The organism is Lysinibacillus agricola, from assembly GCF_016638705.1.
Taxonomy (GTDB): domain Bacteria; phylum Bacillota; class Bacilli; order Bacillales_A; family Planococcaceae; genus Lysinibacillus; species Lysinibacillus agricola.
Window position 1 is genome coordinate 230,145 of the sequence record NZ_CP067341.1, and the last position, 26,422, is coordinate 256,566.

At 40.3% G+C, this 26,422-nt stretch carries 18 protein-coding genes and 2 rRNA genes; 16 read left to right on the top strand and 4 right to left on the bottom strand.

Annotated features, from left to right (window positions below; genetic code table 11):
- Positions 1-118: 118 nt before the first annotated feature.
- Positions 119-1,624: a catalase gene (locus tag FJQ98_RS01085; RefSeq protein ID WP_053592612.1), complete on the bottom strand. Its 1,506-nt coding sequence runs from the start codon at positions 1,622-1,624 to the stop codon at positions 119-121.
- 315 nt (positions 1,625-1,939) lie between these two features.
- Positions 1,940-3,394: a helix-turn-helix domain-containing protein gene (locus FJQ98_RS01090; protein ID WP_201406599.1), complete on the bottom strand. Its 1,455-nt coding sequence runs from the start codon at positions 3,392-3,394 to the stop codon at positions 1,940-1,942.
- Between the two features lie 128 nt (positions 3,395-3,522).
- On the opposite strand from FJQ98_RS01090, the gene FJQ98_RS01095 reads away from it, so the two are divergent.
- The 12 genes from FJQ98_RS01095 to FJQ98_RS01145 all read left to right on the top strand — a co-directional run bounded on the left by FJQ98_RS01095 (position 3,523) and on the right by FJQ98_RS01145 (position 17,641).
- Positions 3,523-3,726 (top strand): hypothetical protein, encoded by a 204-nt coding sequence (locus FJQ98_RS01095; protein WP_143114548.1) that lies wholly within the window; start codon positions 3,523-3,525, stop codon positions 3,724-3,726.
- The gene (gene hutH, locus FJQ98_RS01100; RefSeq protein WP_053592610.1) at positions 3,723-5,237 is read left to right on the top strand and encodes a histidine ammonia-lyase; all 1,515 of its coding nucleotides are present in this window, start codon (positions 3,723-3,725) and stop codon (positions 5,235-5,237) included. The genes FJQ98_RS01095 and hutH overlap by 4 nt, the downstream gene beginning before the upstream one ends.
- Positions 5,238-5,341: 104 nt before the next feature.
- On the top strand, positions 5,342-6,670 hold the full coding sequence (locus FJQ98_RS01105) for a YjiH family protein (RefSeq protein ID WP_053592609.1): 1,329 nt from the start codon (positions 5,342-5,344) through the stop codon (positions 6,668-6,670).
- A 16-nt stretch (positions 6,671-6,686) separates the two neighbouring features.
- Complete coding sequence (hutU, locus tag FJQ98_RS01110; RefSeq protein ID WP_053592608.1) at positions 6,687-8,357, top strand: urocanate hydratase; 1,671 nt, start codon at positions 6,687-6,689, stop codon at positions 8,355-8,357.
- On the top strand, positions 8,354-9,640 hold the full coding sequence (gene hutI / locus FJQ98_RS01115) for an imidazolonepropionase (RefSeq protein WP_053592607.1): 1,287 nt from the start codon (positions 8,354-8,356) through the stop codon (positions 9,638-9,640). The genes hutU and hutI overlap by 4 nt, the downstream gene beginning before the upstream one ends.
- A 370-nt stretch (positions 9,641-10,010) precedes the next feature.
- Positions 10,011-10,811 carry an NUDIX domain-containing protein gene (locus tag FJQ98_RS01120; RefSeq protein WP_053592606.1) on the top strand — a complete coding sequence of 267 codons (801 nt, stop codon included), beginning with the start codon at positions 10,011-10,013 and terminating at the stop codon, positions 10,809-10,811.
- A gap of 87 nt (positions 10,812-10,898) precedes the next feature.
- Positions 10,899-11,450, top strand: coding sequence for a cysteine hydrolase family protein (locus FJQ98_RS01125; RefSeq protein ID WP_053592605.1), 552 nt, complete (start codon positions 10,899-10,901; stop codon positions 11,448-11,450).
- A gap of 15 nt (positions 11,451-11,465) precedes the next feature.
- The gene (locus tag FJQ98_RS01130) at positions 11,466-12,935 is read left to right on the top strand and encodes a nicotinate phosphoribosyltransferase (RefSeq protein WP_053592604.1); all 1,470 of its coding nucleotides are present in this window, start codon (positions 11,466-11,468) and stop codon (positions 12,933-12,935) included.
- A gap of 27 nt (positions 12,936-12,962) precedes the next feature.
- Positions 12,963-13,577: a nicotinate-nucleotide adenylyltransferase gene (nadD, locus tag FJQ98_RS01135; RefSeq protein WP_053592603.1), complete on the top strand. Its 615-nt coding sequence runs from the start codon at positions 12,963-12,965 to the stop codon at positions 13,575-13,577.
- Between the two features lie 319 nt (positions 13,578-13,896).
- Complete coding sequence (locus FJQ98_RS01140) at positions 13,897-15,750, top strand: SLC13 family permease (RefSeq protein ID WP_082339573.1); 1,854 nt, start codon at positions 13,897-13,899, stop codon at positions 15,748-15,750.
- A gap of 277 nt (positions 15,751-16,027) precedes the next feature.
- Positions 16,028-16,177, top strand: coding sequence for a hypothetical protein (locus FJQ98_RS27460; protein ID WP_425492692.1), 150 nt, complete (start codon positions 16,028-16,030; stop codon positions 16,175-16,177).
- Positions 16,178-16,933: 756 nt separating this feature from the next.
- On the top strand, positions 16,934-17,641 hold the full coding sequence (locus tag FJQ98_RS01145; protein WP_053592601.1) for a hypothetical protein: 708 nt from the start codon (positions 16,934-16,936) through the stop codon (positions 17,639-17,641).
- Between the two features lie 26 nt (positions 17,642-17,667).
- Here the strand turns inward: FJQ98_RS01145 and FJQ98_RS01150 are convergent, their stop codons facing one another.
- Together FJQ98_RS01150 and FJQ98_RS01155 are read right to left on the bottom strand one after the other, a co-directional pair.
- A complete protein-coding gene (locus FJQ98_RS01150) occupies positions 17,668-17,955 on the bottom strand; it encodes a hypothetical protein (protein ID WP_053592600.1) in 288 nt (95 codons plus the stop codon).
- Between the two features lie 171 nt (positions 17,956-18,126).
- The gene (locus FJQ98_RS01155; protein ID WP_053592599.1) at positions 18,127-18,588 is read right to left on the bottom strand and encodes a DUF2691 family protein; all 462 of its coding nucleotides are present in this window, start codon (positions 18,586-18,588) and stop codon (positions 18,127-18,129) included.
- Positions 18,589-19,039: 451 nt separating this feature from the next.
- Here FJQ98_RS01155 and FJQ98_RS01160 point away from each other — a divergent pair, with 451 nt between their 5' ends.
- The 4 genes from FJQ98_RS01160 (at position 19,040) to FJQ98_RS01175 (ending at position 26,357) form a co-directional block, all read left to right on the top strand.
- The gene (locus tag FJQ98_RS01160; RefSeq protein WP_053592598.1) at positions 19,040-19,648 is read left to right on the top strand and encodes a TetR/AcrR family transcriptional regulator; all 609 of its coding nucleotides are present in this window, start codon (positions 19,040-19,042) and stop codon (positions 19,646-19,648) included.
- A gap of 13 nt (positions 19,649-19,661) precedes the next feature.
- Positions 19,662-20,738: an alpha/beta fold hydrolase gene (locus FJQ98_RS01165; protein WP_053592597.1), complete on the top strand. Its 1,077-nt coding sequence runs from the start codon at positions 19,662-19,664 to the stop codon at positions 20,736-20,738.
- A 947-nt stretch (positions 20,739-21,685) separates the two neighbouring features.
- Positions 21,686-23,238 (top strand): 16S ribosomal RNA (locus FJQ98_RS01170).
- Between the two features lie 184 nt (positions 23,239-23,422).
- Positions 23,423-26,357 (top strand): 23S ribosomal RNA (locus FJQ98_RS01175).
- The 16S and 23S rRNA genes sit together here, the layout of an rRNA operon.
- The last annotated feature ends 65 nt before the right edge of the window (positions 26,358-26,422 follow it).

The following is a 26,422-nucleotide window of genomic DNA, read 5'->3' on the forward strand; positions in this document are numbered from 1 at the left end:
CACATTATGGTGATGAGCCCTCATTTTGTCATTAAAATAAAAAAAGCTCCATGCGAAGTTGCGCTTCACATGGAGAAAAAGTTGGATTTGGATATCAATAATAAGAATAAGTGGAAAATTAAACGTTAGTTGCTTGTTTTTCGTATGGGTTTGAAAGATCCATACCCTCTAATGAAAGACCCATAGCTTTCGCTACACCTTCACCATATGCTGGGTCAGCTAAATAACAGTGAAGGATATGACGACGTTTGATGAACTCTTCAACTGATGCCATATCATTAGCCGTATTTTCGAATAGGCGTTGTTGCTCTTCGGCAGTCATTAGGCGGAATAATTTACCCGGCTGCTCGAAGTAGTTGTTGTCATCTTCACGGAAGTCGTGGATGCCAGCGTTACCGTCAATACGTAATTCAGGCTCTTTATAGTCTAAATTATGCTCCCATTCACCATAGCTATTTGGTTCATAGCCTAAAGTTGAACCAAGATTGCCATCGAAACGCATAGCACCATCGCGGTGGAATGTACGGAATGGACATTTTGGTGCGTTTACTGGGAGCGCGTAGTGGTTCACACCTAAACGGTAGCGTTGTGCATCTGCATATGCAAAGATACGACCCTGTAACATTTTGTCTGGTGAGAAGCTAACACCAGGAATAATGTTAGATGGTGCAAATGCTGCTTGCTCAACTTCAGCAAAGTAGTTGTCCGGGTTTTTGTTTAACTCGAATTCGCCCACAGGAATTAATGGGAAGTCTTTTTTATACCATACCTTTGTTAAGTCGAATGGGTTATATGGTAATTCACGAGCTTGTTCCTCTGTCATTACTTGAATGTACGTTTTCCATTTAGGGAAATCGCCTTTTTCAATGGCCTCATATAGATCACGTTGTGAAGATTCACGGTCGTTACCGACTACCTCATTAGCCTCAGCACCTGTTAAGTTTTTAATGCCTTGATCTGTACGGAAGTGGAATTTCACCCATACGCGCTCGTTTTCAGCATTAATAAAACTATAAGCGTGAGAACCAAAACCATGCATATTGCGGTAACCAGACGGAATACCACGGTCAGACATAACAATTGTTACTTGGTGAAGTGCTTCTGGTAATGAAGTCCAAAAATCCCAGTTTGAATTAGCGTTCTTCATATTTGTACGTGGGTCACGTTTTACCACGTGGTTTAAATCTGTGAAGTGTAATGGATCACGGAAGAAGAATACAGGCGTGTTGTTACCAACTAAATCCCAGTTGCCATCTTCAGTATAGAACTTAAGGGCAAAGCCACGAATATCGCGCTCAGCGTCCGCTGCACCACGCTCACCCGCAACTGTGGAGAAGCGTGCAAACATTTCAGTTTTCTTCCCAATCTCTGAGAAGATTTTTGCTTTTGTATATTTAGTAATATCATGCGTTACAGTGAAAGTACCGAATGCACCTGAACCTTTGGCGTGCATACGACGTTCAGGAATAACTTCACGGTTGAAGTTTGCTAATTTTTCAACTAGCCATACATCCTGAAGTAATAGAGGGCCACGAGGACCTGCTGACATTGAATCGTGGTTGCTTACTACTGGAGCGCCACCTGCTGTTGTAAAACGACGGCTACGATCATTTTGGTTTGTCATATTAGTTTACCTCCTGAAGAAAAAATTGTGAGTCAAACTCTTCATCAATAACTATAACAAATATAAACTAGAATTTCTAGTAAATTATAATAATTATCGTTAAAGAATTTCTATATTTAGATACAGACTATAAATATATGCTAGATTTGAAGGGTTTATGAATAGTATTTGCCGCAAATTTAGCTTTTCAAAACATTTTCGAGAATTATTTAATAATAGCTTGTAGGGAATAGATGCTTAAATTAAAGTGAATTTCTTTGTTTATCTATTCTCATTGAAAATAAAATATGCTAATTGAAAAATCTTTACTACTTTTTAAGCTTTACGATAACGATTAGGAGTAATGCCGATGTGCTGTTTAAAAATTTTAATAAAATAATTCGGATCATCAAAACCATTTAAATAGGCAATTTCACTAATAACAAAATCCGTTTCTACAAGCATTTTTGTGGCATTTTGAATTCGCACTTGCTGTAGGTAACGTTTAAATGGCAAGCCTTGCTTCTTTGAAAAGATCGTACTTAAATAATTAGGGCTAATCCCCAATTTATGCGCAACGAAGGGTAAAGATAACTCGCTATCCTGAAATTGTTGATCGATAATTTCTATTGCTAGTTCTACATAGTCAGCTCGTTTCTCAGTACGTGCCTCCCGAGCTAATTCAATAAGTTTTTGTGTGAATGATATGATGCCATTTAGAATGGTATAAAATATAGGATGCTCAATAATCAAATGAAAAAGCTGACGATAATTTTGTTCAATGGCAGCTTTCTCATTTAATTTATACTTCAGCATAAAGCGTCGAATTTGCGCCAAAACACTCGTTAGATGAATACGTAAGTCATCTTGCTCGTAATAAATTCCTTCATTAGATAGTCGATATAAAAATGCTTTGACGGCTTCAAGATTCCCATCCTCTAAACTTCTTATAAGTAATTGCTGCTCCTCTGGTGTTAGCAAAGGATCAAGGGGCTGTGTCTCAAACTGTTTGCTCGCATAAAAAATGTGCCCATAGCCTTCGTAAAAGCTTTGATGCAGTGCACGCTTGGTTAAGGTATACATATTCTTCATGGTTGTAGGTTCCCTATCATAAATTCCAATATTTAAAGAGCTATTGTTTGTTAATCGCCATTCTTTCATTAGTGTACGAACATCCTTTTCTACGATTTTTAAATCTTCCGTTTGAAATAAGCAGACGATTCTATCTGATAAAGGATAAATCTTCATATGATAATAAATAGGCGTTTGCTGGAGCCAGTTGTACAGCTTATTAAATATTTCAGAATGCTCAGGCTCGATCATTGTGAAATGTATATTTGTCTCTATAGAACTAGTTTTACTACCTAAAAATAGTTGGTAGTAAAAAGATTCATCTGTAGCTTCTTGGTACACTTCTTGTGCCTTTGGTGTATGAAGAGAAATGGCGGTGAGTTTTTGTTTTAATACTTCTAAATCAATGGGCTTAACAAAAAGATGTGCGACTTGTAAATCAATTGCTTTCAATGCATTTTTAAATAATGGCTCTGTCGTCGTAGCTAGAATAGTCCCTGAATATTTTTGTAAAACACGATAAAGTGTAGTTAAACGATTATTTGAGAATAAGTCGATATTCAGCAGTATTACCTCAGGCTCAAATTGCTGGATACATTGAGGAGCCTCATCAATAGTTGTACATATTTCAATCGTTACATCTCCGGGAAAATACGTATGTAAAAACCAACGAATACCTGAAAGCTCAGTGGAATCTCGGTCAATTAATAACAACCTCATGACAATCATCCTTCCTTAAAATTATCTAGTTTCGTAAAAAAATACTATTATATTATTAAAAATAACAAAAAATCTGAAATAATTCATGTTTCCTCTTTTAAAATTCTCTATTTTCTGAAAAAAAGAGTTTGTACAATGAGATTAGAGTAATTGTTATTTATCTTCATTCAGCTTTTTGTAGCGAAAGCAACAAATCCTTTCTGCGCGAAAGCGAAGCGACAGCGGCAAATCTTTTCTGCGCGAAAGCAAAGCGACAGCACAATTACGCCAAGGCGAAATTAATTAAAGCATTTTTACATAGCTATAAAGGGAACAGGGGGATGTCATTATGAAGTCTATCATCGAGCTCGATGGCAGTACATTAACGAGACAGCAAATAGAGGGAATTGTAAAAGGTCGTTCTACGGTAGCGCTATCAGCTGAAAGTGTGGAGCGTGTACGTTTAAGTAGAGAACGAATTGAAAAGCGTTTAGCTGAGGGGCAAACAATTTATGGTGTGAATACAGGCTTTGGGAAGCTAAGTAATATAAAGATTGAAGAGGAAGACATTGAGCTTTTACAGTTGAATTTATTGCGCTCAGATGCAACAGGTGTTGGTGAACCGTTCCCAACAGATGTTGTACGTGCAATGATGGTTTTGCGTGCCAATGCTTTAGCGCGTGGTTTTTCAGGGATTCGCCTAGAAACAGTGCAGCTACTATTGGCTTTTATAAATAAGGGAATACATCCAATTGTACCGTCTCAAGGCTCGGTTGGAGCAAGTGGAGATTTAGCGCCGTTATCACATTTGGCTTTAGTGCTAGTAGGTGAAGGCAAGGCAGAGTTTAATGGAGAGATTGTGAGTGGCAGTAAGGCGTTACAGCAAGCTGGACTAACGCCTGTCCGACTTCAGGCTAAGGAAGGGCTAGCGCTTGTAAATGGTACCCAAGCAATGACGGGTATCGGGGTTTTAACAGTGAACGAGGCAGAGCGTATTGGGCTAGCGGCAGATATGGCAGCAAGTTTAACGCTTGAGTCACTGAAGGGTATTACTTCCGCATTTGATCCAGCGCTTTTGGCGGTAAGGCCACACCCGGAATTAGAGCTTGTTGGAGGACGAATCCGTAAGTGGCTTGATGGAAGTAAACGTGTGACAAAGCAAGGTGAAATCCGTATGCAGGATGCTTATTCACTACGTTGCATTCCACAAGTGCATGGTGCTTCATGGCAGTCATTTTTCTATGCTGAGGATCGCGTGCAAACTGAAATGAATGCAACGACAGATAATCCGATTGTTTTAGAAAATGGTGACGTATTGTCTGGTGGGCATTTCCACGGCCAACCAATTGCATTAGCAATGGACTTTTTAAAAGTCGGTGTATGTGAATGGGCTAATATTTCGGAGCGACGTACAGAACGTATGGTTAATCCCCAGCTTAATGAAGGTTTGCCACCATTTTTAGCGACAAATCCTGGTATTGAATGTGGACTAATGATTGCTCAATATACAGCGGCCTCTATCGTATCCGAAAACAAAGTATTGGCACATCCTTCAAGTGTAGATTCTATACCGACATCAGGTAACCAAGAGGATCATGTGAGCATGGGTACGACATCAGCTCGCCAAGTACGCCAGATCGTCCATAATGCCGCTCGTGTCATTGCGATAGAAATGATTTGTGCATCACAGGCGATTCATTTAGATAAGGCAGAAGAGCAATTATCTCCAACAACGCGAAAGTATTTAGAAAAAGTGCGTGAATTTTGCCCGCCACTGTTAGCGGATCAACCAATCGGCGATGAAATTGAAGCGCTTGCAAAGTATTTATTAACGAGTGATGTTCTATTGAATGAGTATATGTAAGCTTTAAGGCGATAACTTCCTAGAGAAAATCCAAAAAATCTTTCAACTTGTTCGGATGAACTGGGGATTTCTTTCAGAAAGAGCATTTCCATGGGGGGAATAGGATGGAATTTCAACAACAAGAGCTGAGGCAAGACTCGAATTTTCGAGTCTCCTCCGCTTTCAAGATGATTGCCTGTAGTTTAGTCGGAATATTTAGTTTTTTCATCTCGTTTGAATGGCAAAGCAAGAATACAATTTTAATTGATCACATTGTGAACTTTATTCGCGCCGAAGCACCACTGCTTGTAACTGCATACGTACTCATAATGCTTGTAGGTGGAGCGATTCATCCATTCCTTACTAAGAAATGGAATAAGTCGATAGTCAATATCGTGATGTCAATCTTTAAAGTGGGCGGTATGATTGCGGGGACTATGTTAATTTTCAATATAGCTCCTGCATGGTTAGCGGATGAAAGTATCGGCCCGTATTTGCTGGAGAAGCTTGTTAAGCCAGTGGGAATTCTAATTCCAATCGGGTCTTTGTTTTTGGCACTTCTAGTTAGCTATGGGCTGCTTGAATACATCGGTGTTTTAACACAGCCGTTTATGAAGCCTATTTTTAAAACACCGGGACGTTCAGCAGTGGATGCAGTGGCCTCATTTGTCGGCAGTTATTCGGTTGGCTTACTTTTAACGAACCGTGTTTATATGGAAGGTCGCTACACAGCGAAGGAAGCTGCGATTATTGCAACAGGTTTTTCGACTGTATCTGCAACGTTTATGGTTGTCATTGCAAGTACGCTTGATATTATGCAGCATTGGAATGCGTTTTTCTGGGTGTCGCTCGTTGTAACATTCGTGGTCACTGCGTTAACGGCGCGCATTTATCCACTTCGTTCCATGAAGGATGAATACTACAAGGGTACGACGCCGATGCCAGAAAAGATTGTTAAGAAGGACCGTTTTAAAGAAGCATGGCGTCAAGCGATGGATGCGGTTGAGCAAAATCCACCTTTATCTAAAATTTTATGGATGAATTTAAAGGATGGCTTCATCATGGCGATGGGGGTTATTCCGTCGATTCTATCAATTGGTCTGTTAGGCCTTGTACTGGCAACATACACACCAATTTTTGATTGGCTTGCGTATATTTTTGTCCCATTCACATATGTGTTACAAGTTCCAGAACCATATTTAGCAGCGAAAGCGCTGTCATTATCGTTAGCAGAAGTATTTTTACCAGCGCTTGTTGTCACACAAGCAACACTTGTAACGAAATTTATTGTGGCAGTTGTATCAATATCGGCAATTTTGTTCTTTTCAGCCGTTATTCCACTTATTTTATCATCTGAAATTCCATTGACATTGCGCCAAATTTTACTCATTTGGTTTGAGCGTGTCGTATTAACTTTAATCATCGTAACACCAATAGCATTTTTACTATTTTAAAGGAGCGTGTTTTTTTATGGTAGTCAAAACAAATATTCGTGCACCACGTGGGAATGAATTATCTTGTAAAGGTTGGACGCAAGAAGCTGCAATGCGTATGTTAATGAACAATCTAGATCCTGAAGTAGCAGAAAATCCAGATGAGCTAATCGTCTATGGTGGAATCGGTAAAGCGGCGCGTAATTGGGAGAGCTATGAGCAAATTATTGCGTCGTTAAAAGAATTAGAGAATGATGAAACACTTCTGATTCAATCGGGGAAACCAGTAGCTGTATTCCGTACGCATGAACATGCACCACGTGTATTAATTGCGAATTCTAATTTAGTGCCAGCATGGGCAAATTGGGAGCATTTTTATGAGTTAGAGGACCGCGATTTAATGATGTACGGTCAAATGACGGCTGGTAGCTGGATTTATATTGGCGCACAAGGCATTTTACAAGGAACATATTTATCATTCGTAGAGGCAGGCAAAAAAGTATTTGGCACGGCAGATTTACGTGGCAAATTCATCCTTACAGGTGGTATGGGTGGCATGAGTGGTGCACAGCCTTTAGCTGGGAAAATGGCTGGCGCTGTCATTTTAGTAGTCGAAGTGGATCGTGCTCGAATTGAACGTAAAATTAAAGAGGGCTACTGTGATTATCTTGTGGAGACAGTAGATGAAGCGATTGAATTAGTCAATAAACTACGTGACCAAAAAGAGCCTGCGTCGATTGGTCTTGTTGGCAACTGTGCAGACGTTAATCGTGAGCTGTTGAACCGAGGAATTACCCCTGATTTTGTAACTGACCAAACATCTGCCCATGATCCGATAAATGGCTATGTTCCAAATGGCATGACGTTTGAGGAAGCACTTGAACTGCGTAAAAGTGATGTAAAGACGTATGAGCGAAGAGCAAAAGAGACGATGGCTGAGCATGTTCGTACAATGCTTGACTTCCAACAAGCAGGTGCAGAAGTATTTGATTACGGTAATAATATTCGTGCTTATGCCAAAGAGATGGGTGTAACAAATGCCTTTGATTTCCCAGGTTTTGTTCCAGCGTATATTCGTCCGTTATTCTGTGAGGGTAAGGGTCCATTCCGTTGGGCTGCACTGTCAGGTAATCCTGAGGATATTTATAAAACAGATGCACTTGCAAAAGAAATGTTTGCTGAAGATGAAGGTCTAGTAAATTGGATTGATATGGCGCAAGAAATGGTGAAATGGCAGGGGTTACCGGCACGAATTTGCTGGTTAGGCTATGGCGATCGTCATCGTTTTGCATTGAAGGTTAATGAAATGGTTGCCAATGGTGAGCTATCAGCACCGATTGTCTTTGGTCGAGATCATCTAGACTCAGGCTCTGTTGCATCGCCAAATCGTGAAACAGAGGGTATGCTTGATGGCTCTGACGCAGTATCAGATTGGCCAATTCTAAATGCACTTGTTAATACAGCAAGTGGTGCTAGTTGGGTAAGTGTGCATCACGGTGGTGGTGTAGGTATGGGTTATTCTCAACATGCTGGTCAAGTGCTAGTAGCGGATGGTTCTGAGCAAGCTGCAGAGAAGATTGCACGAGTGTTAATTTCCGATCCAGGAATGGGTGTTGTGCGTCACGCAGATGCTGGCTATGAAATTGCCATTAATACAGCAAAGAACAAAGGTGTGCATATACCGATGCTAAAGGATGATGCTAAGTGACGATTTTAATCAAAAATGCCAATGAAGTGATAACGTTAAAAAGTGCCGTAGAAGGTCCTCGTACAAAAGAACAGATGCGTGACATTGCAATAGTGGAAAATTGTAGTGTGTTAATGGAGGGAAATAGCATTATTGCAGTTGGGCCAATTGCACAACTAGAAGCGGATTTCCCTGATCTTGTAAAGGTGGCTGAAGTTATTGACGCCTCAGGTAAGATTGTTATGCCGGGTCTCGTCGATTGTCATACGCATTTAGTTCATGGAGGTACACGTGAGCAGGAGTTTAATATGCGACTCAATGGTGCCACATACATGGAAATTATGAATGCGGGTGGCGGGATTCATGCCACAACAAAGCGTACACGAGAAACTAGCTTTGATGATTTATATAAAAAAACGATGAATCATTTAGATGTGTTTTTAAAGCATGGTGTCACAACGGTTGAGGCAAAATCAGGCTATGGCTTGGATTGGGAAACCGAAAAGAAACAGCTTGAGGTAGCTGGGAAATTGCAAGCCACACACGATATTGATGTCGTTAGTACCTTTATGGGGGCGCATGCTGTGCCACGTGACTATAAAGGACGTGAGGATGAATTTGTGGATATAGTCATTCACGACATGCTACCGAAAGTGGCAGAGCTAAACCTTGCAGAATTCAATGATGTATTTTGTGAAAAAGGTGTATTTACGCCAGAGCAATCACAACGCATTTTAGAAGCTGGAAAAGCGTTGGGGTTAACACCGAAAATTCATGCAGATGAAATTGAGCCTTATAAGGGAGCGGAGCTAGCTGCGGAAGTAGGGGCGATTTCGGCGGAGCATTTACTAGTAGCTTCTGATGAGGGTATACAAAAAATGGCTGAAGCTGGCACGATTGCCGTGTTGCTACCTGGCACAGCGTTCTTCTTACGTGCACCATTTGCAAGAGGACGCCTAATGATTGATGAAGGGGTACCTGTAGCTATATCAACTGACTTTAACCCCGGCTCATCCCCAACGATGAGTCTGCCCTTTATTATGAATTTAGCTTGTATGCATATGGGTATGACACTAGAGGAAGTGTTAACGGCGACAACTATTAATGCAGCGTATGCACTTAACCGTGGACATCAAATTGGCTCTCTTGAAGCGGGCAAACAAGCTGACGTCATTATATTGGATGTTGCCAATTACAAGCAGTTGCAATATTTCTACGGCATGAATCATACAAATACTGTAATTAAAAATGGTCGAGTTGTCGTACAGGATGGTATTCTTTTGACAAATCAATTAGTAAATTAAATATTAACAAGGCATAGATAGGGCAGAAATGCTTTATCTATGCCCTTTTTTAATTAAGATGTACTCCAATATGTACCTTCTATTTCCTTAAAAAATAAAAAAGAGTTGAAAATGTGAACTGGAAAAGTTATTATGTTATTAAATAGTAATTCGTGAATTGTGAATTACTAAAGGCGATTGAACAAATTATATACTTGGATACCCGCGCGTCCCGGGAGAATACCCGCGGAAGCGAAGCAAATACCTGCGCGTCCAGGGAAAATACCCGTGGAAGCGAAGCAAATACCCGCGCCCAACGAGGAGTCATTACGTTTCATATGCATCTTCATCATCAATAGTTGAAAACATTGTATCAAAGGAGTTTTATTAAATGACAAAATTTCGTTCACAAGAAGAAGTTCTTGCGAATTATGATTCTTCTAAATATCTAACACCTGATGGCTATACGTCAGATATCGCAATTTTTACAATAACATCTGAAAAAGTAGAGGAAAAAGCACCACCAATGATGACGCTTAAAATCATGTTGATTAAACGTGCTGATCAAGATAATGAAGGAAATCCAAATATCGAAGGTGGAAAATGGGCGCTTCCTGGCGGATTTGTAGATGCGACAAAAAGGGAAACCGCCTATATGGCTGCTAAAAGAGAATTGAAGGAGGAAACGAATGTAGATGGTCTACACGTTAAACACTTTGGTGTCTACGATGACATAGATCGTGATCCTCGGGGTTGGATGATTTCAAATGCTTTTTATGCCATTGTTCCGGAAGTGCACATCGACCAGCGTCAAGCTAATGATGATGCGGCAGAAGTAGAGCTATACGATATAAGCGAAGTGTTCAAACTCGAATTAGCCTTTGATCATCGAAAAATCATTTCTGACGCTTTGGAATTTATTAAGAAAGATATGGTACAAACAACAGTTGCTAAAAACTTTTTACCAGAAGAATTTACGTTATCAGAATTGCAAAGGGTTTTATTAACAGTGGGAAATGATCCACGTGTTTCAAATGATTCTGTGTTCTTTACAAAAGCACCTAAGTTGCCTTTTATTGAAAAAGTATTAGACGGAGAAGGAAAACCAAAGAAAACAAAAAGAAATTCATTTAGACCGTCGCAATTATATACTTATAATGACTTTGAAATCGTAGAGTCAATTTATCATTAGGAAAGCATCTGTCTTTCCTAATAAATTTTGAATATAGTAATTTGTAATTCGTTAATTATTAATTAAAAAGAAAATGGAGTGATGGAAATGCAAAAACGTGCATTGATTAATATTGATTATACAGAGGATTTTGTAGCGCCAGATGGAGCTTTAACTTGTGGAAAACCAGGGCAAGTATTGGAAATGGCAAATACACAATTAACAAAGGAATTTATCTTAAACGTCGATTTTGTAGTTTTTGCCATTGATGTTCATGAAAAAGAAGATAGCTATCACCCAGAAACAAAGCTTTTTCCTCCGCATAATATTCGAGATACAAAGGGGAGGGAACTATATGGTTCCTTAAAAGAATTATATGAAGAAAATAAAGATCTAGATCATGTCTACTACTTGGATAAAACAAGATATTCTGCTTTTGCAGGCACGGACTTAGAGATTAAATTGCGTGAAAGAGGAATTACTGAATTGCATTTAATAGGTGTATGCACGGATATCTGTGTTCTTCATACAGCAGTAGATGCCTATAATAAAGGATTTAACATTGTTATTCATAAAAATGCGATGGCGTCTTTTAATCAAGCGGGGCATGAATGGGCGTTAGGACATTTCGAACATTCTCTCGGAGCTACTATTATTTAAATGGAGGAAAAGGAAATGAAATATGCAGACGATAGCTTAATGTTGCACACGGACTTATATCAAATTAATATGGTCGAAACATACTGGAACGATGGTACTCAAAATCGAACAGCAGTTTTTGAATTGTACTTTCGACAACTTCCGTTCGGTAATGGATATGCGATATTCGCAGGTTTAAAAAAGATTATGGAGTTTATTAAAAACTTTGGTTTTTCTACTAGTGATATTCAATATTTACGTGAGGAAGGAAAATATTCAGAGGAATTTCTGAAATATCTTCAAAGTCTAAAATTTACAGGCACTATTTCTGCTATGGAGGAAGGTGAATTGGTATTTGCAAATGAACCCATTTTACGAATTGAGGCTCCATTAGCGGAAGCTCAACTAATTGAAACGCCTATATTAAATATCGTTAATTACCAAACTCTAATTGCAACGAAGGCTTCACGCATTAAACAAGTGATTGGAAAGGATATGGCGATGGAATTTGGCACTCGTCGCGCCCATGAATTTGATGCGGCTATTTGGGGAACTCGTGCAGCTTATATTGGTGGTTTTTCAGCTACTAGTAATGTAAGAGCTGGAAAATTATTTGGCATCCCTGTGTCAGGTACTCACGCACATGCCATGATACAGGTATATCGCGATGAATACACTGCATTTACAAAGTATGCAAGTACACATAAAGATTGTGTTTTCTTAGTCGATACGTATGATACGTTGCGTTCGGGTGTTCCTAATGCGATCCGGGTCGCAAAGGAGTTTGGAGATAAAATCAATTTTGTAGGAATTCGTTTGGATAGTGGAGACTTAGCGTATCTTTCAAAAAAAGCAAGAAAAATGCTAGATGCAGCTGGCTTCACTGAAGCGAAAATTATAGCATCCAATGATTTAGATGAATACACGATTATAAATTTAAAGTCACAAGAAGCTAAAATTGATACATGGGGAATCGGAACCAAGCTCATTACAGCCTTCGATCAAGCCGCTCTTGGTGGGGTCTACAAATTAGTATCTATTGAAGATGAAAATGGAAAAATGGTCGATACCATTAAAATCTCTGGAAATCCCGAAAAAGTAACTACTCCAGGCCGCAAACGTATCTACCGAATTATTAACAAAGGGAATGGTCATGCTGAAGGAGATTATATTGCATTAGACTATGAAAATCCTCAAGAGGAAGAACGCTTGAAAATGTTTCACCCTGTTCATACTTATATCAGCAAATTTGTTACGAATTTTACAGCAAAAGAATTACATCAAGATATTGTAGTAAATGGCTCTATCCTTTACAAGGAACCAACGCTTCAGGAAATTCAAGCATATGTAGAGGGGAATTTACATCTACTATGGAATGAGTACAAACGAACAATGAACCCTGAAGAGTATCCTGTTGATTTAAGCCAAGCTTGTTGGGATAACAAAATGACAAGAATTAAGGAAATTAAAGATAAAGTCACGAAGATGGTGAATGAGATAAATTAATAGGGAAGTAAAATGGAGGGATAGATAATGGCAAAAATAGGAATTTACGGATCATCCTTTGATCCAATTACAAATGTGCATCTTTGGACCGCAAGCACAGTCGCACATCGCTGTAAATTAGATAAAGTGATTTTTTTACCTTGCTCAAATAAACGCAAGGATAAGGATATCAAAACAGAGAATACTCATCGATGGAATATGCTACAGCTTGCTATTGCAAAGGATGAGCGTTTTATTGCAGATTCATATGAAATGGAGCAAGAGGGTTGGAATATTTACACGTATGACACGATGAAATATTTTAGAGAACAGCACCCGAATGATGAAATTCATTTTATTATGGGTGCCGATTTATTAGTTGATATTGGGGCAGGGTTGTGGAAAAAAGGAGATGCATTAGTAGCTGAAAATAAATTTATTGTGATGGCAAGGCATGGAATTGATATGTTATCAACGATTAGTCGTTCTCCAATTTTAAGGAATCATGATGATGGAAGATTTCATTTGATCGACAAAGGCTTAGCAATGGAAATTAGTTCTACCTATATCCGAGAAGAATTCGCAATGGGCGGCGAACCAAAATATTTACTGCCTGACGTTTGTTATGACTACATTAAAGAGCATGACCTTTATCAAAAATAATCTAGTATGGCCTACATGATAAAAGAGTGTGGTTTAATACCGCACTTATTTTTATTTGGCTCATCATCAAAAGGTGGGGATGCCATTTGTTAAATCGTATCGGATGTCCCCAAGAAAGCGCCTAGCCGGAACGGAAATCAACCTCACGTTATGGTGATGAGTTTTTTATTTCGAAAAGATGGTGAACTTTCTCATATATAGTTTTGGGTAAGATATAATAACTCTAAGAGATATAGCAAACATGCAAGTTGCTGTAATTACAAAAGGTTTTGTGTATCACCTTCAGTAAAGTGCAAGGACTAATGTTAGAAAGGAATTCTTGAATGTGCAGCTTACATTAACATTTCTTATTTTAGGAGCGACAATTTTTGCATTTGTGACTAATAAAGTACGAGCCGATCTCGTTGCGATTGTGTCACTTCTTGCTTTTGTCATTACAGATATTTTAACGCCAACAGAGGCGCTCGCTGGTTTTTCGAACTCTGTAGTTTTAATGATTGCGGGGTTATTTGTTGTGGGCGCAGGAATTTTGCGCACCGGACTTGCAGGGATGGCAGGGCGATTATTATTGAAATGGTCAGGTGATAGTGAGCTGAAATTATTTATACTATTGCTCATTATTGTAGGGGCTGTAGGTGCCTTTATGAGTAATACAGGTACAGTAGCTTTAATGATGCCTATCGTTGTTAGTATTGCCATCAGTATGAAGGAAAGTCCATCAAAATTCTTGCTACCACTTTCTTATGTTGCGAGTCTTTCAGGGCTTATGACATTAATAGCTTCACCAACAAATTTAATTGTGAGCCAGTTGTTGGTCGATCGTGGCTATAATAAGCTAGGATTTTTCGAAGTGACACCCATTGGAATTGTAGGAATGGTTGTTGGTATTACTTATTTAGTACTCGTGCGCAATATTCTTTTGCCAAATGAAAAAAATCGTACACAAACAAAAGCTGGCTATAAACTATCTCCAAAGAAAATTATAAAGCAATATGATTTAAACAATCGTTTGTTTAAAGTGTTTGTGCCAGAAGATTCAACTATTATAGACGCAACATTGGCAGAATTAAAGCTTCCGGCCAAATATACGCTATGTATGATGAAAATTCACCGACGATCACAAGAGGGTATTAATTTATTACCGATGACATATCAGGAAATGGCGGGTCCAACAAGTGTGATACACGCCAAAGATGAATTGTATGTCCAAGGTGAGGAAGAGAATATTCGTCGCTTTGTTTCGGATTATAGTCTAGAGATGCAGGAACTAGCTGAAGGAGAGGCGGATGAATTGGTATCGAAGCATCTTGGTATTGCCGAGGTATTATTAACGCCAAATTCTAGCTTTATTAATGAGACTGTCAGCACCCTAGGCTTCCGAGAAAAATATAATCTTAATATTATCGGCATTAATCGTAGAGGTGGCTATAAACTTCAAGATATGGTGACGCATAAATTGAAATTCGGGGATGCCATTTTAGTGCAGGGAGCATGGGATGAAATTCTATTGCTTGCAAGGGAAACGCAGGATGTTGTTGTTGTGGGTCAGCCGAAGGAGCATGCGAGTGTTGCGGCAGCAACGGGTAAAGCAGGTGTTGCTGGTGTCATTATGCTTTTAATGATTGTGTTAATGGCTTTTGAAATTTTCCCTGCTGTCATTTCCGTTATGATTGGTGCCGTACTGATGATATTAACGGGCTGTTTGCGTAATATGGAAGATGCATACAGCAATATGAATTTTGAAAGTATTGTGCTTGTAGCTGCAATGCTTCCAATGGCAACTGCTTTGGAGAAAACAGGCGGTATGGTCATTTTATCAAATGGTATCATTAACGCACTAGGAGATTATGGACCATATGGGGTACTGATTGGTGTATATATTTTAACAGCTGTTTTTGGACAATTTATTAGTAATACGGCCACTGCTGTATTGTTTGCGCCGATCGCTATGAGTGCTGCGATTGCAATGGAAGCAAGTCCAACGACATTTATGATTTCTGTTGCTGTAGCAGCAAGTATGGCGTTTGTCACACCGATAGCTTCCCCAACAAATGCACTTGTGATGACAGCTGGTGGTTATAAATTTATGGACTTTGTGAAGATCGGAATTCCACTACAGATTATTATGTTCATCGTTATGATGCTAGCAATTCCATTTTTCTTCCCATTTTAAAAACTCGGTTACTCTGTAAAATTAAAGACAAGTGAATGTATTATAAAACAGTAATATCAAGAGGTTGTCTTTAATGTCACACATTATATTAAATTAATTAGTACATCACTCATATATAGTGGTGTACTATTTTTATTTTTTAGACCTCTAAATAAATTCATCTGCTACCACTACTAACCTTATAAAGGGAATATTCACAAATATTAAGTATCGCGATAAAGTAGAAACGTACATTCTGTTTTTAGGCAATGACTTGAAAGAATATAAAGTAAAAGAAGTGGCTGATTTATTAGATAAACACGAAGAAACTATTAAATGTTGGATACGGTCAGGAAAGTCCCCTAAAGCGTACAGAAATAGTGATAAAGAAGGTTGGAGAGTTATTGAATCTGGCGTATCAAGTAGTTACCCTTACTCTTCCTTCTGAAGAGATGTTATCAATCCTATCCGTCGTGGTAATAAAACGAACCTTAGAAATGTGAAGACTCCTGATGGGTTCATCAAAAAAGCAATACGTGAAAATTAAGTCCGATTTCAACTCCTTTCGAAGACATTAGGCAAAATGAGAGTATGACATATCACGAAAATGTTAGAAAACCCCGAATATAAACAACAAGCGAGAATCTACCATCCCTGTTAATAACGGGTTGAAAACAGATTAAATTCATAAAGTAAGGTGATTAAATATGTGTGCTAAATATTATTACCGATATTGTCCAGAAGGAACCGAAAGTCGTTATGAATTATTGGTTTTTTATAAAGACGGACCTTTTCTACCTTTAACAGACTATTACCACGATTGTATAGGGAGGAATGACAAAAGTACGGCTAATAGCTATTTGAACAACCTTATTCCATTTTTCAATTGGTTGGACGAATATAGCAACTATCAAGGAAAAAGGGTTCAATGGGATGACAAGCCGGAAGTCATATGAGTAGTTGTGGAAGATTATCTGATGAATGAAATGTATTGTAAAGTTAGAGAAAAAGATGCCTTTTGGTTCGTTAACAAAACAAACAAAAGCATTAAAACAGTAAGTCGTTTTCTTTCAGCATTAAGATCATTCTATAAATCTCTGATTAGATTAAAAAAATACAAGTTTGCTAATCCTATGATAGATTAGATTCTTATGCCATTTTAAATGAACATAAAAACGAAGGTGTAAGGAAGGACATGCCCCGTATGCCCTCTGGAGCAGGAACGGAAGAACCTAATTCAAGCAGAAGATTAACAGATTCTTATTTTAAGCTAATAAATGATGAATGGCAGCCTGAAATTATTGGCGATAAATTCCTCCCTTTCGAAGTTTATAAAGCAGGCAAAAAGGTGAATTGGTCGCTCACTGAAACGCATATGTATGAATATTTTAAGGGGACTATCTTTGTAAATCATTCAGATGACCAGAGAAGTAAGTTTTTAAGATATTATAAAAGCTGCTCTTACAATGCGGAGAAATGGATTAAAACAAAGTTGTCGGAAGAGAATCAAGAATATTTTGAACAATTCGCTTTGCCACTACCTACTTACGATTCAAGAGATTTCGGATTCACGAAAGCAGCGAGAGAGCAAGCTCGAAACACCCGTAAGAGTGAAACGGATGCCATCGTGGATTTCCTACCTCAAATTCGAGCCGAAGGACATTTTCGTTGGAATCAAATATGCCGATTACGAAAGAGGTATCTAAAGGCGTGTGAAGAAGTAAAAAATAATGATTTAGAACTTCCTTTCAATTTTGAATACAATGAGCCTGAAAGGATTGGAGAACGCTTCTTTTTTCGCCTTTGGGACAGACCATCTTTTTTATCGCATCATGAGGATCAATTTAGTCAGAGGGCTATCAAAATAGCGAATAGCCGTACTTTAACATATTCGCAACTCACCGATCTTTAAGTAAAGCACCCCGTTAGTGAAAATAATTATAATTTTACTGTCCAAATTTTATAGATGATTTGACCATTTATTTCTGTTTTTCCTGTACAGACACCGATTTGCAAATTGTTATAAACAGCCCATTGAGGAAAAAGGGATGCTAAATATTTAATTACCTTTTCATCAGGTGTTGCATATCCTACATTATTTTTATCACTTAAATAGGCAACAAAATCTGGATATAATGCTTCTGTCCATTCTTTAACTTCAAACTCCGAATCAAAAATACGGTTATCCTCTTTATAGCTTCCATTTATCCATTTAACATTCTCCATTGAATCCACCTCATTTCCAAGTTTCTCTACAATTATTGCTATACTATTATGCTAACCTGCACCTTTAGTTCAATAAGAAAAAAGGCTTCACTCCTTCTTGAAGTAAAGCACTCCGTTAGTTTAAGTACATAACTTCACAATCTGCTGGTCAAACGATGCCTAAATTATGTATTAAAAAGCAATCAACGTTGTTCGTGTATCGTTTTCATCTGTAATATACTCAATATTTGTGTAACCAGCAGTTACTGCCTTAGAGAATAAATGCTTAACGGTTACTTGGTCTTTGGAATAGATTGTTACATAGGAGGAATCGACCAATAGGAGTACAAATGTACATTCACTTTCAATAAATTCTTGATAAGTTGCAATCTCTCTCACATCTGACTTTTTCGGAAATCCTTTTAAATCAACAAATATAAGATAATAATCTTCTCTTGAAATTTCCTTATATAGTCCTTCCTCATTTAACACGCTGATATTTGGAAATAGGGGGTCCCCTAATGTATTATTTTCAATAAAATATGATTCTCCACCACCGATTTTCCAAGTTAATCCTTTTAAATTGATGCCATCTAATATCTCTAACAAATATTTCCCGTAAGCGTTTGGAATTTCAAAAGATATACCTCTCACTCGTAATCCCCATTTCTCTTTTTTTAATTAACCTGCCCCGTTAGTTGAAGAAGAAAAAGATGGATCGCTGTGGAATCCCATCTTTAAGTAAAGCACTCCGTTAGTTTAAGTGAAAACCTTCACAATTTTTTTTGCTTTAACAAAATCTAATCCCTTTATGTGTAGAGGCATATCAAAAAGACGCCTCCTTACTAAAGAAAAGCGCCCGTATTGAAGAAGCACCCCCTCTTTTATTACATATTATCCTTCGTTTAGTCCTTTTCATCCTTAACAAAGAAATTAATCTCCTTTAAGTGCTCATATATGTGCAGCGTATCTAATTTGGATAAAATATTCCGAGTTTTAATTCAACTATTTTTATGCTAATACCATTGACTCTTACCAGAGTCTAGTCTTATTATATTTATATTGACTCGATTTATTACAAATAGTCATCAAAGGAGAAGAACGTATGCCTAAGATCATAAGTGAGCAGGAGAAGGAGCATATCAAAAATGCAATGTATATCAAAGGAATAGAGCTCATTCGTAAGAAAGGCATGAAGCGAGTTACGGTTGACGATATTACAGCAGCTGTGCAAATAGCCAAAGGTTCCTTCTATACCTATTATCCTTCAAAGGAAGAATATCTCTACCACATTATGAAGCAAAATGAGCAAGCTTTACTTGACCGAGTTCTTGAAATCGGAGCTAGCTCGGGACATTTTAAGGACAAGATTACGCATGCACTTCATGAAATTTACTTGGCGCCAGATAGTCTTGCACTCTATGTTCAGCCATCGGACCTAGAATATTTGCTGCGCAAGCTTCCAGATCCTATTAACAAAAAGGAACAGGATAAATCCAAAACTAATTTTCAAAGTACAATGAGTGGCTTGGGAATAGAGGATGCTCAATGTGATTATAGCGTACTTGCGAATTTAATGGATGGCTTACATTTTATCGCCTCAAATCAAAACCAATACGGTGAACAAGGAAGGACACAAGCATTAAGCATTCTTGTAGAAGCAATTGCGGAATATCTAAGCAAGTGCAAGCAAAATTCAACCAAAAATAACTAGAGGAGGCATTCATATGAATCAATCTTTGATTATTTTCATAGCGGCTATTGCCTGCATCAGTATGGCGATTTATTGGTTTCTCTATACAAAGAAGCGTGCAACAGCTTGTCATATCCTTACACCAAACGGAATAGATGAGGGCGAGTATGTGACGATCGGTGGAATCCAGCAGTTTTTATATCATCGTGGTGAAAATAGGGATCACCCTGTCCTCTTATTCCTGCATGGAGGTCCTGGCAGTCCGATGCTTCCTTTTGCCCAAGACTTTCAGTTTCCTTGGGAAGATAAAGTAACCGTTGTCCACTGGGAACAACGAAACAGCGGTAAAACCTTCTTTGCGAATGATCCACAGAAAGTCACGCCGACAACAACGATTGAACAAGCGTTACAGGATACATATGAAGTTGTGAGCTATTTACAAAAGAAATATAACCAAGAGCGAATCCTTCTACTTGGTCATTCATGGGGTTCTATCTTAGGTAGTCTATTCACCATACAATATCCGCAGATGGTTCAAGCCTATATTGGAGTTGGACAAGTTGTAAATATGTTTGAAAACGAACGAATTGGCTATGAGAAAGCATTGGAATGCAGCAGACAAGTAAAAAATCAGAAAGATATTAGCACCTTACAGGCTTTAAGTCCGTATCCCGAGCGCCATTTTAGTGATGCCATGGTCAAGAAGCTTATGAAACTTCGTAAGTTGCAAGGTAAGTATAAGCTTGCGATGCAACCATCACTTCAACTAGTTATGAGCGTACTATGTTCTCCCTTTTATTCGCTCAAAGATATTAAATACATGTTAATGAGCGATGTACTAGAAATAAAACAGCGTGCTATTTTGGAATTTTTGTTTAAGTCCTATGATCTGAACATGGTAACTTCAGACTATCAAGTTCCAGTATTCTATATCCATGGCGAGGATGACTGGCAAACTCCTTATTCTCTCGCTCGCACATACTTTGATCAACTCAAGGCGCCAATGAAACAATTTTACTCCATACCAAATGCTGGACATGCGACGATGCTTGATCAGAAGGAGCTATTCAACGAAGCTTTATTCGACATTATCGATCAAATCAAACATTAATTACCAAAGCCATTCCATCATAGCACCATGATGGAATGGGACTCGAATATCTCAACCAAGTCAGTATGCACAGGCTCCACAATATATGTCAAATGCTCTTATACAACTAAATGACCCGATTGTTAAAAAAAGCCAATGACTATTGTTCAACTAGACTGCCCCGTTAGTTGAAAAGCAACAATCTTTTAGAAAACAACCTATATCTTTTATTGCTTAGAAGTTTAAGAAATAGGCTTTAATGGACAATTAATAATTGATATAAGCTCCTATTAAATTACTGCAACATTAGATTGATTTAATTGTTGTAGTAAATAGAATTATCTGTGGTAAAAAAGAGGATAGATAGAGCGAATTCATTTTAGCTCTCCTATCCTTTTAATTTCTATACATATAATGTGTGACATTAAATAAGAATTCACTATTTAAAATAGCTTCAGCTTATAACTTGACTTTTAATAAAATTCTATACCGAGTTTTTTTGTTTGAATTTTTTTTGTGAAAAACAATTTTTTAATAGAGATTATGATAAGATTATATTTTAGATAACAATTAAACATTAAATTAGCTTCAGACTTGTGAGTCTAATATTAAATTATTTTCTTAATCATTATAATAGGAAGTTTCTCAATGAAGTAAAAAACTAAAAACTTTTTTCAGAAAAAATGTTGACCTTTTTAAAATAAGAGTGTAGTATTATACAAGTCGCTAAGACATCTACTGAAAAACAATTAAATTAAATAAAATTAGTTGTTGACATAGAATGTGCGACATGATATTATATAAGAGTTGCTGCTGAAAAAACAGCGACGAAATGAACCTTGAAAACTGAACAAGCAAAACGTAATCAATAAAGTTTTTAAGTAGCTAACCTTGAGTTGGTGAACGAAACAAAATTTTGGACATCAAACATGATGCCAGCAAAACAATTTGAGCTAATCAAATTTCTTTTTATGGAGAGTTTGATCCTGGCTCAGGACGAACGCTGGCGGCGTGCCTAATACATGCAAGTCGAGCGAACAGAGAAGGAGCTTGCTCCTTTGACGTTAGCGGCGGACGGGTGAGTAACACGTGGGCAACCTACCTTATAGTTTGGGATAACTCCGGGAAACCGGGGCTAATACCGAATAATCTGTTTCACCTCATGGTGAAATACTGAAAGACGGCATCTCGCTGTCGCTATAAGATGGGCCCGCGGCGCATTAGCTAGTTGGTGAGGTAACGGCTCACCAAGGCAACGATGCGTAGCCGACCTGAGAGGGTGATCGGCCACACTGGGACTGAGACACGGCCCAGACTCCTACGGGAGGCAGCAGTAGGGAATCTTCCACAATGGGCGAAAGCCTGATGGAGCAACGCCGCGTGAGTGAAGAAGGTTTTCGGATCGTAAAAACTCTGTTGTAAGGGAAGAACAAGTACAGTAGTAACTGGCTGTACCTTGACGGTACCTTATTAGAAAGCCACGGCTAACTACGTGCCAGCAGCCGCGGTAATACGTAGGTGGCAAGCGTTGTCCGGAATTATTGGGCGTAAAGCGCGCGCAGGCGGTCCTTTAAGTCTGATGTGAAAGCCCACGGCTCAACCGTGGAGGGTCATTGGAAACTGGGGGACTTGAGTGCAGAAGAGGAAAGTGGAATTCCAAGTGTAGCGGTGAAATGCGTAGAGATTTGGAGGAACACCAGTGGCGAAGGCGACTTTCTGGTCTGTAACTGACGCTGAGGCGCGAAAGCGTGGGGAGCAAACAGGATTAGATACCCTGGTAGTCCACGCCGTAAACGATGAGTGCTAAGTGTTAGGGGTTTCCGCCCCTTAGTGCTGCAGCTAACGCATTAAGCACTCCGCCTGGGGAGTACGGTCGCAAGACTGAAACTCAAAGGAATTGACGGGGGCCCGCACAGCGGTGGAGCATGTGGTTTAATTCGAAGCAACGCGAAGAACCTTACCAGGTCTTGACATCCCGTTGACCACTGTAGAGATATAGTTTTTCCCTTCGGGGACAACGGTGACAGGTGGTGCATGGTTGTCGTCAGCTCGTGTCGTGAGATGTTGGGTTAAGTCCCGCAACGAGCGCAACCCTTGATCTTAGTTGCCATCATTTAGTTGGGCACTCTAAGGTGACTGCCGGTGACAAACCGGAGGAAGGTGGGGATGACGTCAAATCATCATGCCCCTTATGACCTGGGCTACACACGTGCTACAATGGACGATACAAACGGTTGCCAACTCGCGAGAGGGAGCTAATCCGATAAAGTCGTTCTCAGTTCGGATTGTAGGCTGCAACTCGCCTACATGAAGCCGGAATCGCTAGTAATCGCGGATCAGCATGCCGCGGTGAATACGTTCCCGGGCCTTGTACACACCGCCCGTCACACCACGAGAGTTTGTAACACCCGAAGTCGGTGGGGTAACCTTTTGGAGCCAGCCGCCGAAGGTGGGATAGATGATTGGGGTGAAGTCGTAACAAGGTAGCCGTATCGGAAGGTGCGGCTGGATCACCTCCTTTCTAAGGATATTTTCGGAATACAAACCTAGGGTTTGTAAGATTACGTTTTGCGTTCAGTTTTGAAGGTTCATTCTTCCGAATGAAATACTTCAAAACTTGTTCTTTGAAAACTGGATAAAACGACATTGAAATTGTAACAAACACATTTTTATTTTTTTAAGTTTTTTTATAGGCTTAATAACTTGGTTAAGTTATTAAGGGCGCACGGCGAATGCCTTGGCACTAGGAGCCGAAGAAGGACGGCACTAACACCGATATGCTTCGGGGAGCTGTAAGTGAGCTTTGATCCGGAGATTTCCGAATGGGGGAACCCACTACGTTTAATCGCGTAGTATCTTGACGTGAATTCATAGCGTCTTGAAGGCAGACCCAGGGAACTGAAACATCTAAGTACCTGGAGGAAGAGAAAGAAAAAAATCGATTCCCTGAGTAGCGGCGAGCGAAACGGGAAGAGCCCAAACCAAGAGGCTTGCCTCTTGGGGTTGTAGGACACTCTATACGGAGTTACAAAAGAACGAGTTAGATGAAGCGACTTGGAAAGGTCCGCCAGAGCAGGTAAAAGCCCTGTAGTCGAAAGTTCGTTCTCTCCAGAGTGGATCCTGAGTACGGCGGAACACGTGAAATTCCGTCGGAATCCGGGAGGACCATCTCCCAAGGCTAAATACTACCTAGTGACCGATAGTGAACCAGTACCGTGAGGGAAAGGTGAAAAGCACCCCGGAAGGGGAGTGAAAGAGATCCTGAAACCGTGTGCCTACAAGTAGTTAGAGCCCGTTAATGGGTGATAGCGTGCCTTTTGTAGAATGAACCGGCGAGTTACGATTACGTGCGAGGTTAAGCTTTAGAAGGCGGAGCCGCAGCGAAAGCGAGTCTGAATAGGGCGAAATAGTACGTGGTCGTAGACCCGAAACCAGGTGATCTACCCATGTCCAGGGTGAAGGTGAGGTAACACTTACTGGAGGCCCGAACCCACGCACGTTGAAAAGTGCGGGGATGAGGTGTGGGTAGCGGAGAAATTCCAATCGAACCTGGAGATAGCTGGTTCTCTCCGAAATAGCTTTAGGGCTAGCCTCGTGATGAGAATACTGGAGGTAGAGCACTGTTTGGACTAGGGGGCCATCCCGGTTTACCGAATTCAGACAAACTCCGAATGCCAGATATTTATACACGGGAGTCAGACTGCGAGTGATAAGATCCGTAGTCAAAAGGGAAACAGCCCAGACCACCAGCTAAGGTCCCAAAGTAATCGTTAAGTGGAAAAGGATGTGGCGTTGCACAGACAACCAGGATGTTGGCTTAGAAGCAGCCATCATTTAAAGAGTGCGTAATAGCTCACTGGTCGAGTGACGCTGCGCCGAAAAATGTATCGGGGCTAAACGATTCACCGAAGCTGTGGATTGACATCTATGATGTCAGTGGTAGGAGAGCGTTCTAAGTGCGTTGAAGTCAGACCGGAAGGACTGGTGGAGCGCTTAGAAGTGAGAATGCCGGTATGAGTAGCGAAAGACGGGTGAGAATCCCGTCCACCGTATGACTAAGGTTTCCTGAGGAAGGCTCGTCCGCTCAGGGTTAGTCGGGACCTAAGCCGAGGCCGATAGGCGTAGGCGATGGACAACAGGTTGATATTCCTGTACCACCTCCTCACCGTTTGAGAAATGGGGGACGCAGTAGGATAGAGTAAGCGCGCTGTTGGTTATGCGCGTCCAAGCAGTAAGGCGTGTGTGTAGGCAAATCCGCACACTGTAACGTTGAGCTGTGATGGCGAGTCCGTATGGACGAAGTTCCTGATTTCACACTGCCAAGAAAAAGCCTCTATCGAGGTGAGAGGTGCCCGTACCGCAAACCGACACAGGTAGTCGAGGAGAGAATCCTAAGGTGTGCGAGAGAACTCTCGTTAAGGAACTCGGCAAAATGACCCCTGTAACTTCGGGAGAAGGGGTGCTCTTGAGCGTGCAAGCGCATGAGAGCCGCAGTGAATAGGCCCAGGCGACTGTTTAGCAAAAACACAGGTCTCTGCAAAACCGTAAGGTGACGTATAGGGGCTGACGCCTGCCCGGTGCTGGAAGGTTAAGAGGAGTGGTTAGCGCAAGCGAAGCTGCGAGTGAAGCCCCAGTAAACGGCGGCCGTAACTATAACGGTCCTAAGGTAGCGAAATTCCTTGTCGGGTAAGTTCCGACCCGCACGAAAGGCGTAACGATCTGGGCACTGTCTCAACGAGAGACTCGGTGAAATTATAGTACCTGTGAAGATGCAGGTTACCCGCGACAGGACGGAAAGACCCCGTGGAGCTTTTACTGTAGCCTGATATTGAATTTTTGGTACAACTTGTACAGGATAGGTAGGAGCCAGAGATCTCGGAGCGCCAGCTTCGAAGGAGGCGTCGGTGGGATACTACCCTGGTTGTATTGAAATTCTAACCCATGCCCTTTAGCGGGGCAGGGAGACAGTGTCAGGCGGACAGTTTGACTGGGGCGGTCGCCTCCTAAAAGGTAACGGAGGCGCCCAAAGGTTCCCTCAGAATGGTTGGAAATCATTCGTAGAGTGTAAAGGCACAAGGGAGCTTGACTGCGAGACCTACAAGTCGAGCAGGGTCGAAAGACGGGCTTAGTGATCCGGTGGTTCCGCATGGAAGGGCCATCGCTCAACGGATAAAAAGCTACCCCGGGGATAACAGGCTTATCTCCCCCAAGAGTCCACATCGACGGGGAGGTTTGGCACCTCGATGTCGGCTCATCGCATCCTGGGGCTGTAGTCGGTCCCAAGGGTTGGGCTGTTCGCCCATTAAAGCGGTACGCGAGCTGGGTTCAGAACGTCGTGAGACAGTTCGGTCCCTATCCGTCGTGGGCGTAGGAAATTTGAGAGGAGCTGTCCTTAGTACGAGAGGACCGGGATGGACACACCGCTGGTGTACCAGTTGTCTTGCCAAAGGCATCGCTGGGTAGCTATGTGTGGACGGGATAAGTGCTGAAAGCATCTAAGCATGAAGCCCCCCTCAAGATGAGATTTCCCATTACGCAAGTAAGTAAGATCCCTCAAAGACGATGAGGTAGATAGGTTCGAGGTGGAAGTGTGGTGACACATGGAGCTGACGAATACTAATCGATCGAGGACTTAACCAAAAATGTTTGAAACAATCAATGAGCGTTTATCCAGTTTTGAGAGAATAAGTTCTTTCAACTGAATA

What these genes read in the sequence shown, in the direction of transcription:
- FJQ98_RS01085 (WP_053592612.1), bottom strand. Translation starts at nt 1,624, where the DNA reads ATGACAAACCAAAATGATCGTAGCCGTCGTTTTACAACAGCAGGTGGC.
- FJQ98_RS01090 (WP_201406599.1), bottom strand. Translation starts at nt 3,394, where the DNA reads ATGAGGTTGTTATTAATTGACCGAGATTCCACTGAGCTTTCAGGTATT.
- hutH (WP_053592610.1), top strand. Translation starts at nt 3,723, where the DNA reads ATGAAGTCTATCATCGAGCTCGATGGCAGTACATTAACGAGACAGCAA.
- FJQ98_RS01105 (WP_053592609.1), top strand. Translation starts at nt 5,342, where the DNA reads ATGGAATTTCAACAACAAGAGCTGAGGCAAGACTCGAATTTTCGAGTC.
- hutU (WP_053592608.1), top strand. Translation starts at nt 6,687, where the DNA reads ATGGTAGTCAAAACAAATATTCGTGCACCACGTGGGAATGAATTATCT.
- FJQ98_RS01120 (WP_053592606.1), top strand. Translation starts at nt 10,011, where the DNA reads ATGACAAAATTTCGTTCACAAGAAGAAGTTCTTGCGAATTATGATTCT.
- FJQ98_RS01125 (WP_053592605.1), top strand. Translation starts at nt 10,899, where the DNA reads ATGCAAAAACGTGCATTGATTAATATTGATTATACAGAGGATTTTGTA.
- FJQ98_RS01130 (WP_053592604.1), top strand. Translation starts at nt 11,466, where the DNA reads ATGAAATATGCAGACGATAGCTTAATGTTGCACACGGACTTATATCAA.
- nadD (WP_053592603.1), top strand. Translation starts at nt 12,963, where the DNA reads ATGGCAAAAATAGGAATTTACGGATCATCCTTTGATCCAATTACAAAT.
- FJQ98_RS01145 (WP_053592601.1), top strand. Translation starts at nt 16,934, where the DNA reads ATGCCCTCTGGAGCAGGAACGGAAGAACCTAATTCAAGCAGAAGATTA.
- FJQ98_RS01150 (WP_053592600.1), bottom strand. Translation starts at nt 17,955, where the DNA reads ATGGAGAATGTTAAATGGATAAATGGAAGCTATAAAGAGGATAACCGT.
- FJQ98_RS01160 (WP_053592598.1), top strand. Translation starts at nt 19,040, where the DNA reads ATGCCTAAGATCATAAGTGAGCAGGAGAAGGAGCATATCAAAAATGCA.
- FJQ98_RS01165 (WP_053592597.1), top strand. Translation starts at nt 19,662, where the DNA reads ATGAATCAATCTTTGATTATTTTCATAGCGGCTATTGCCTGCATCAGT.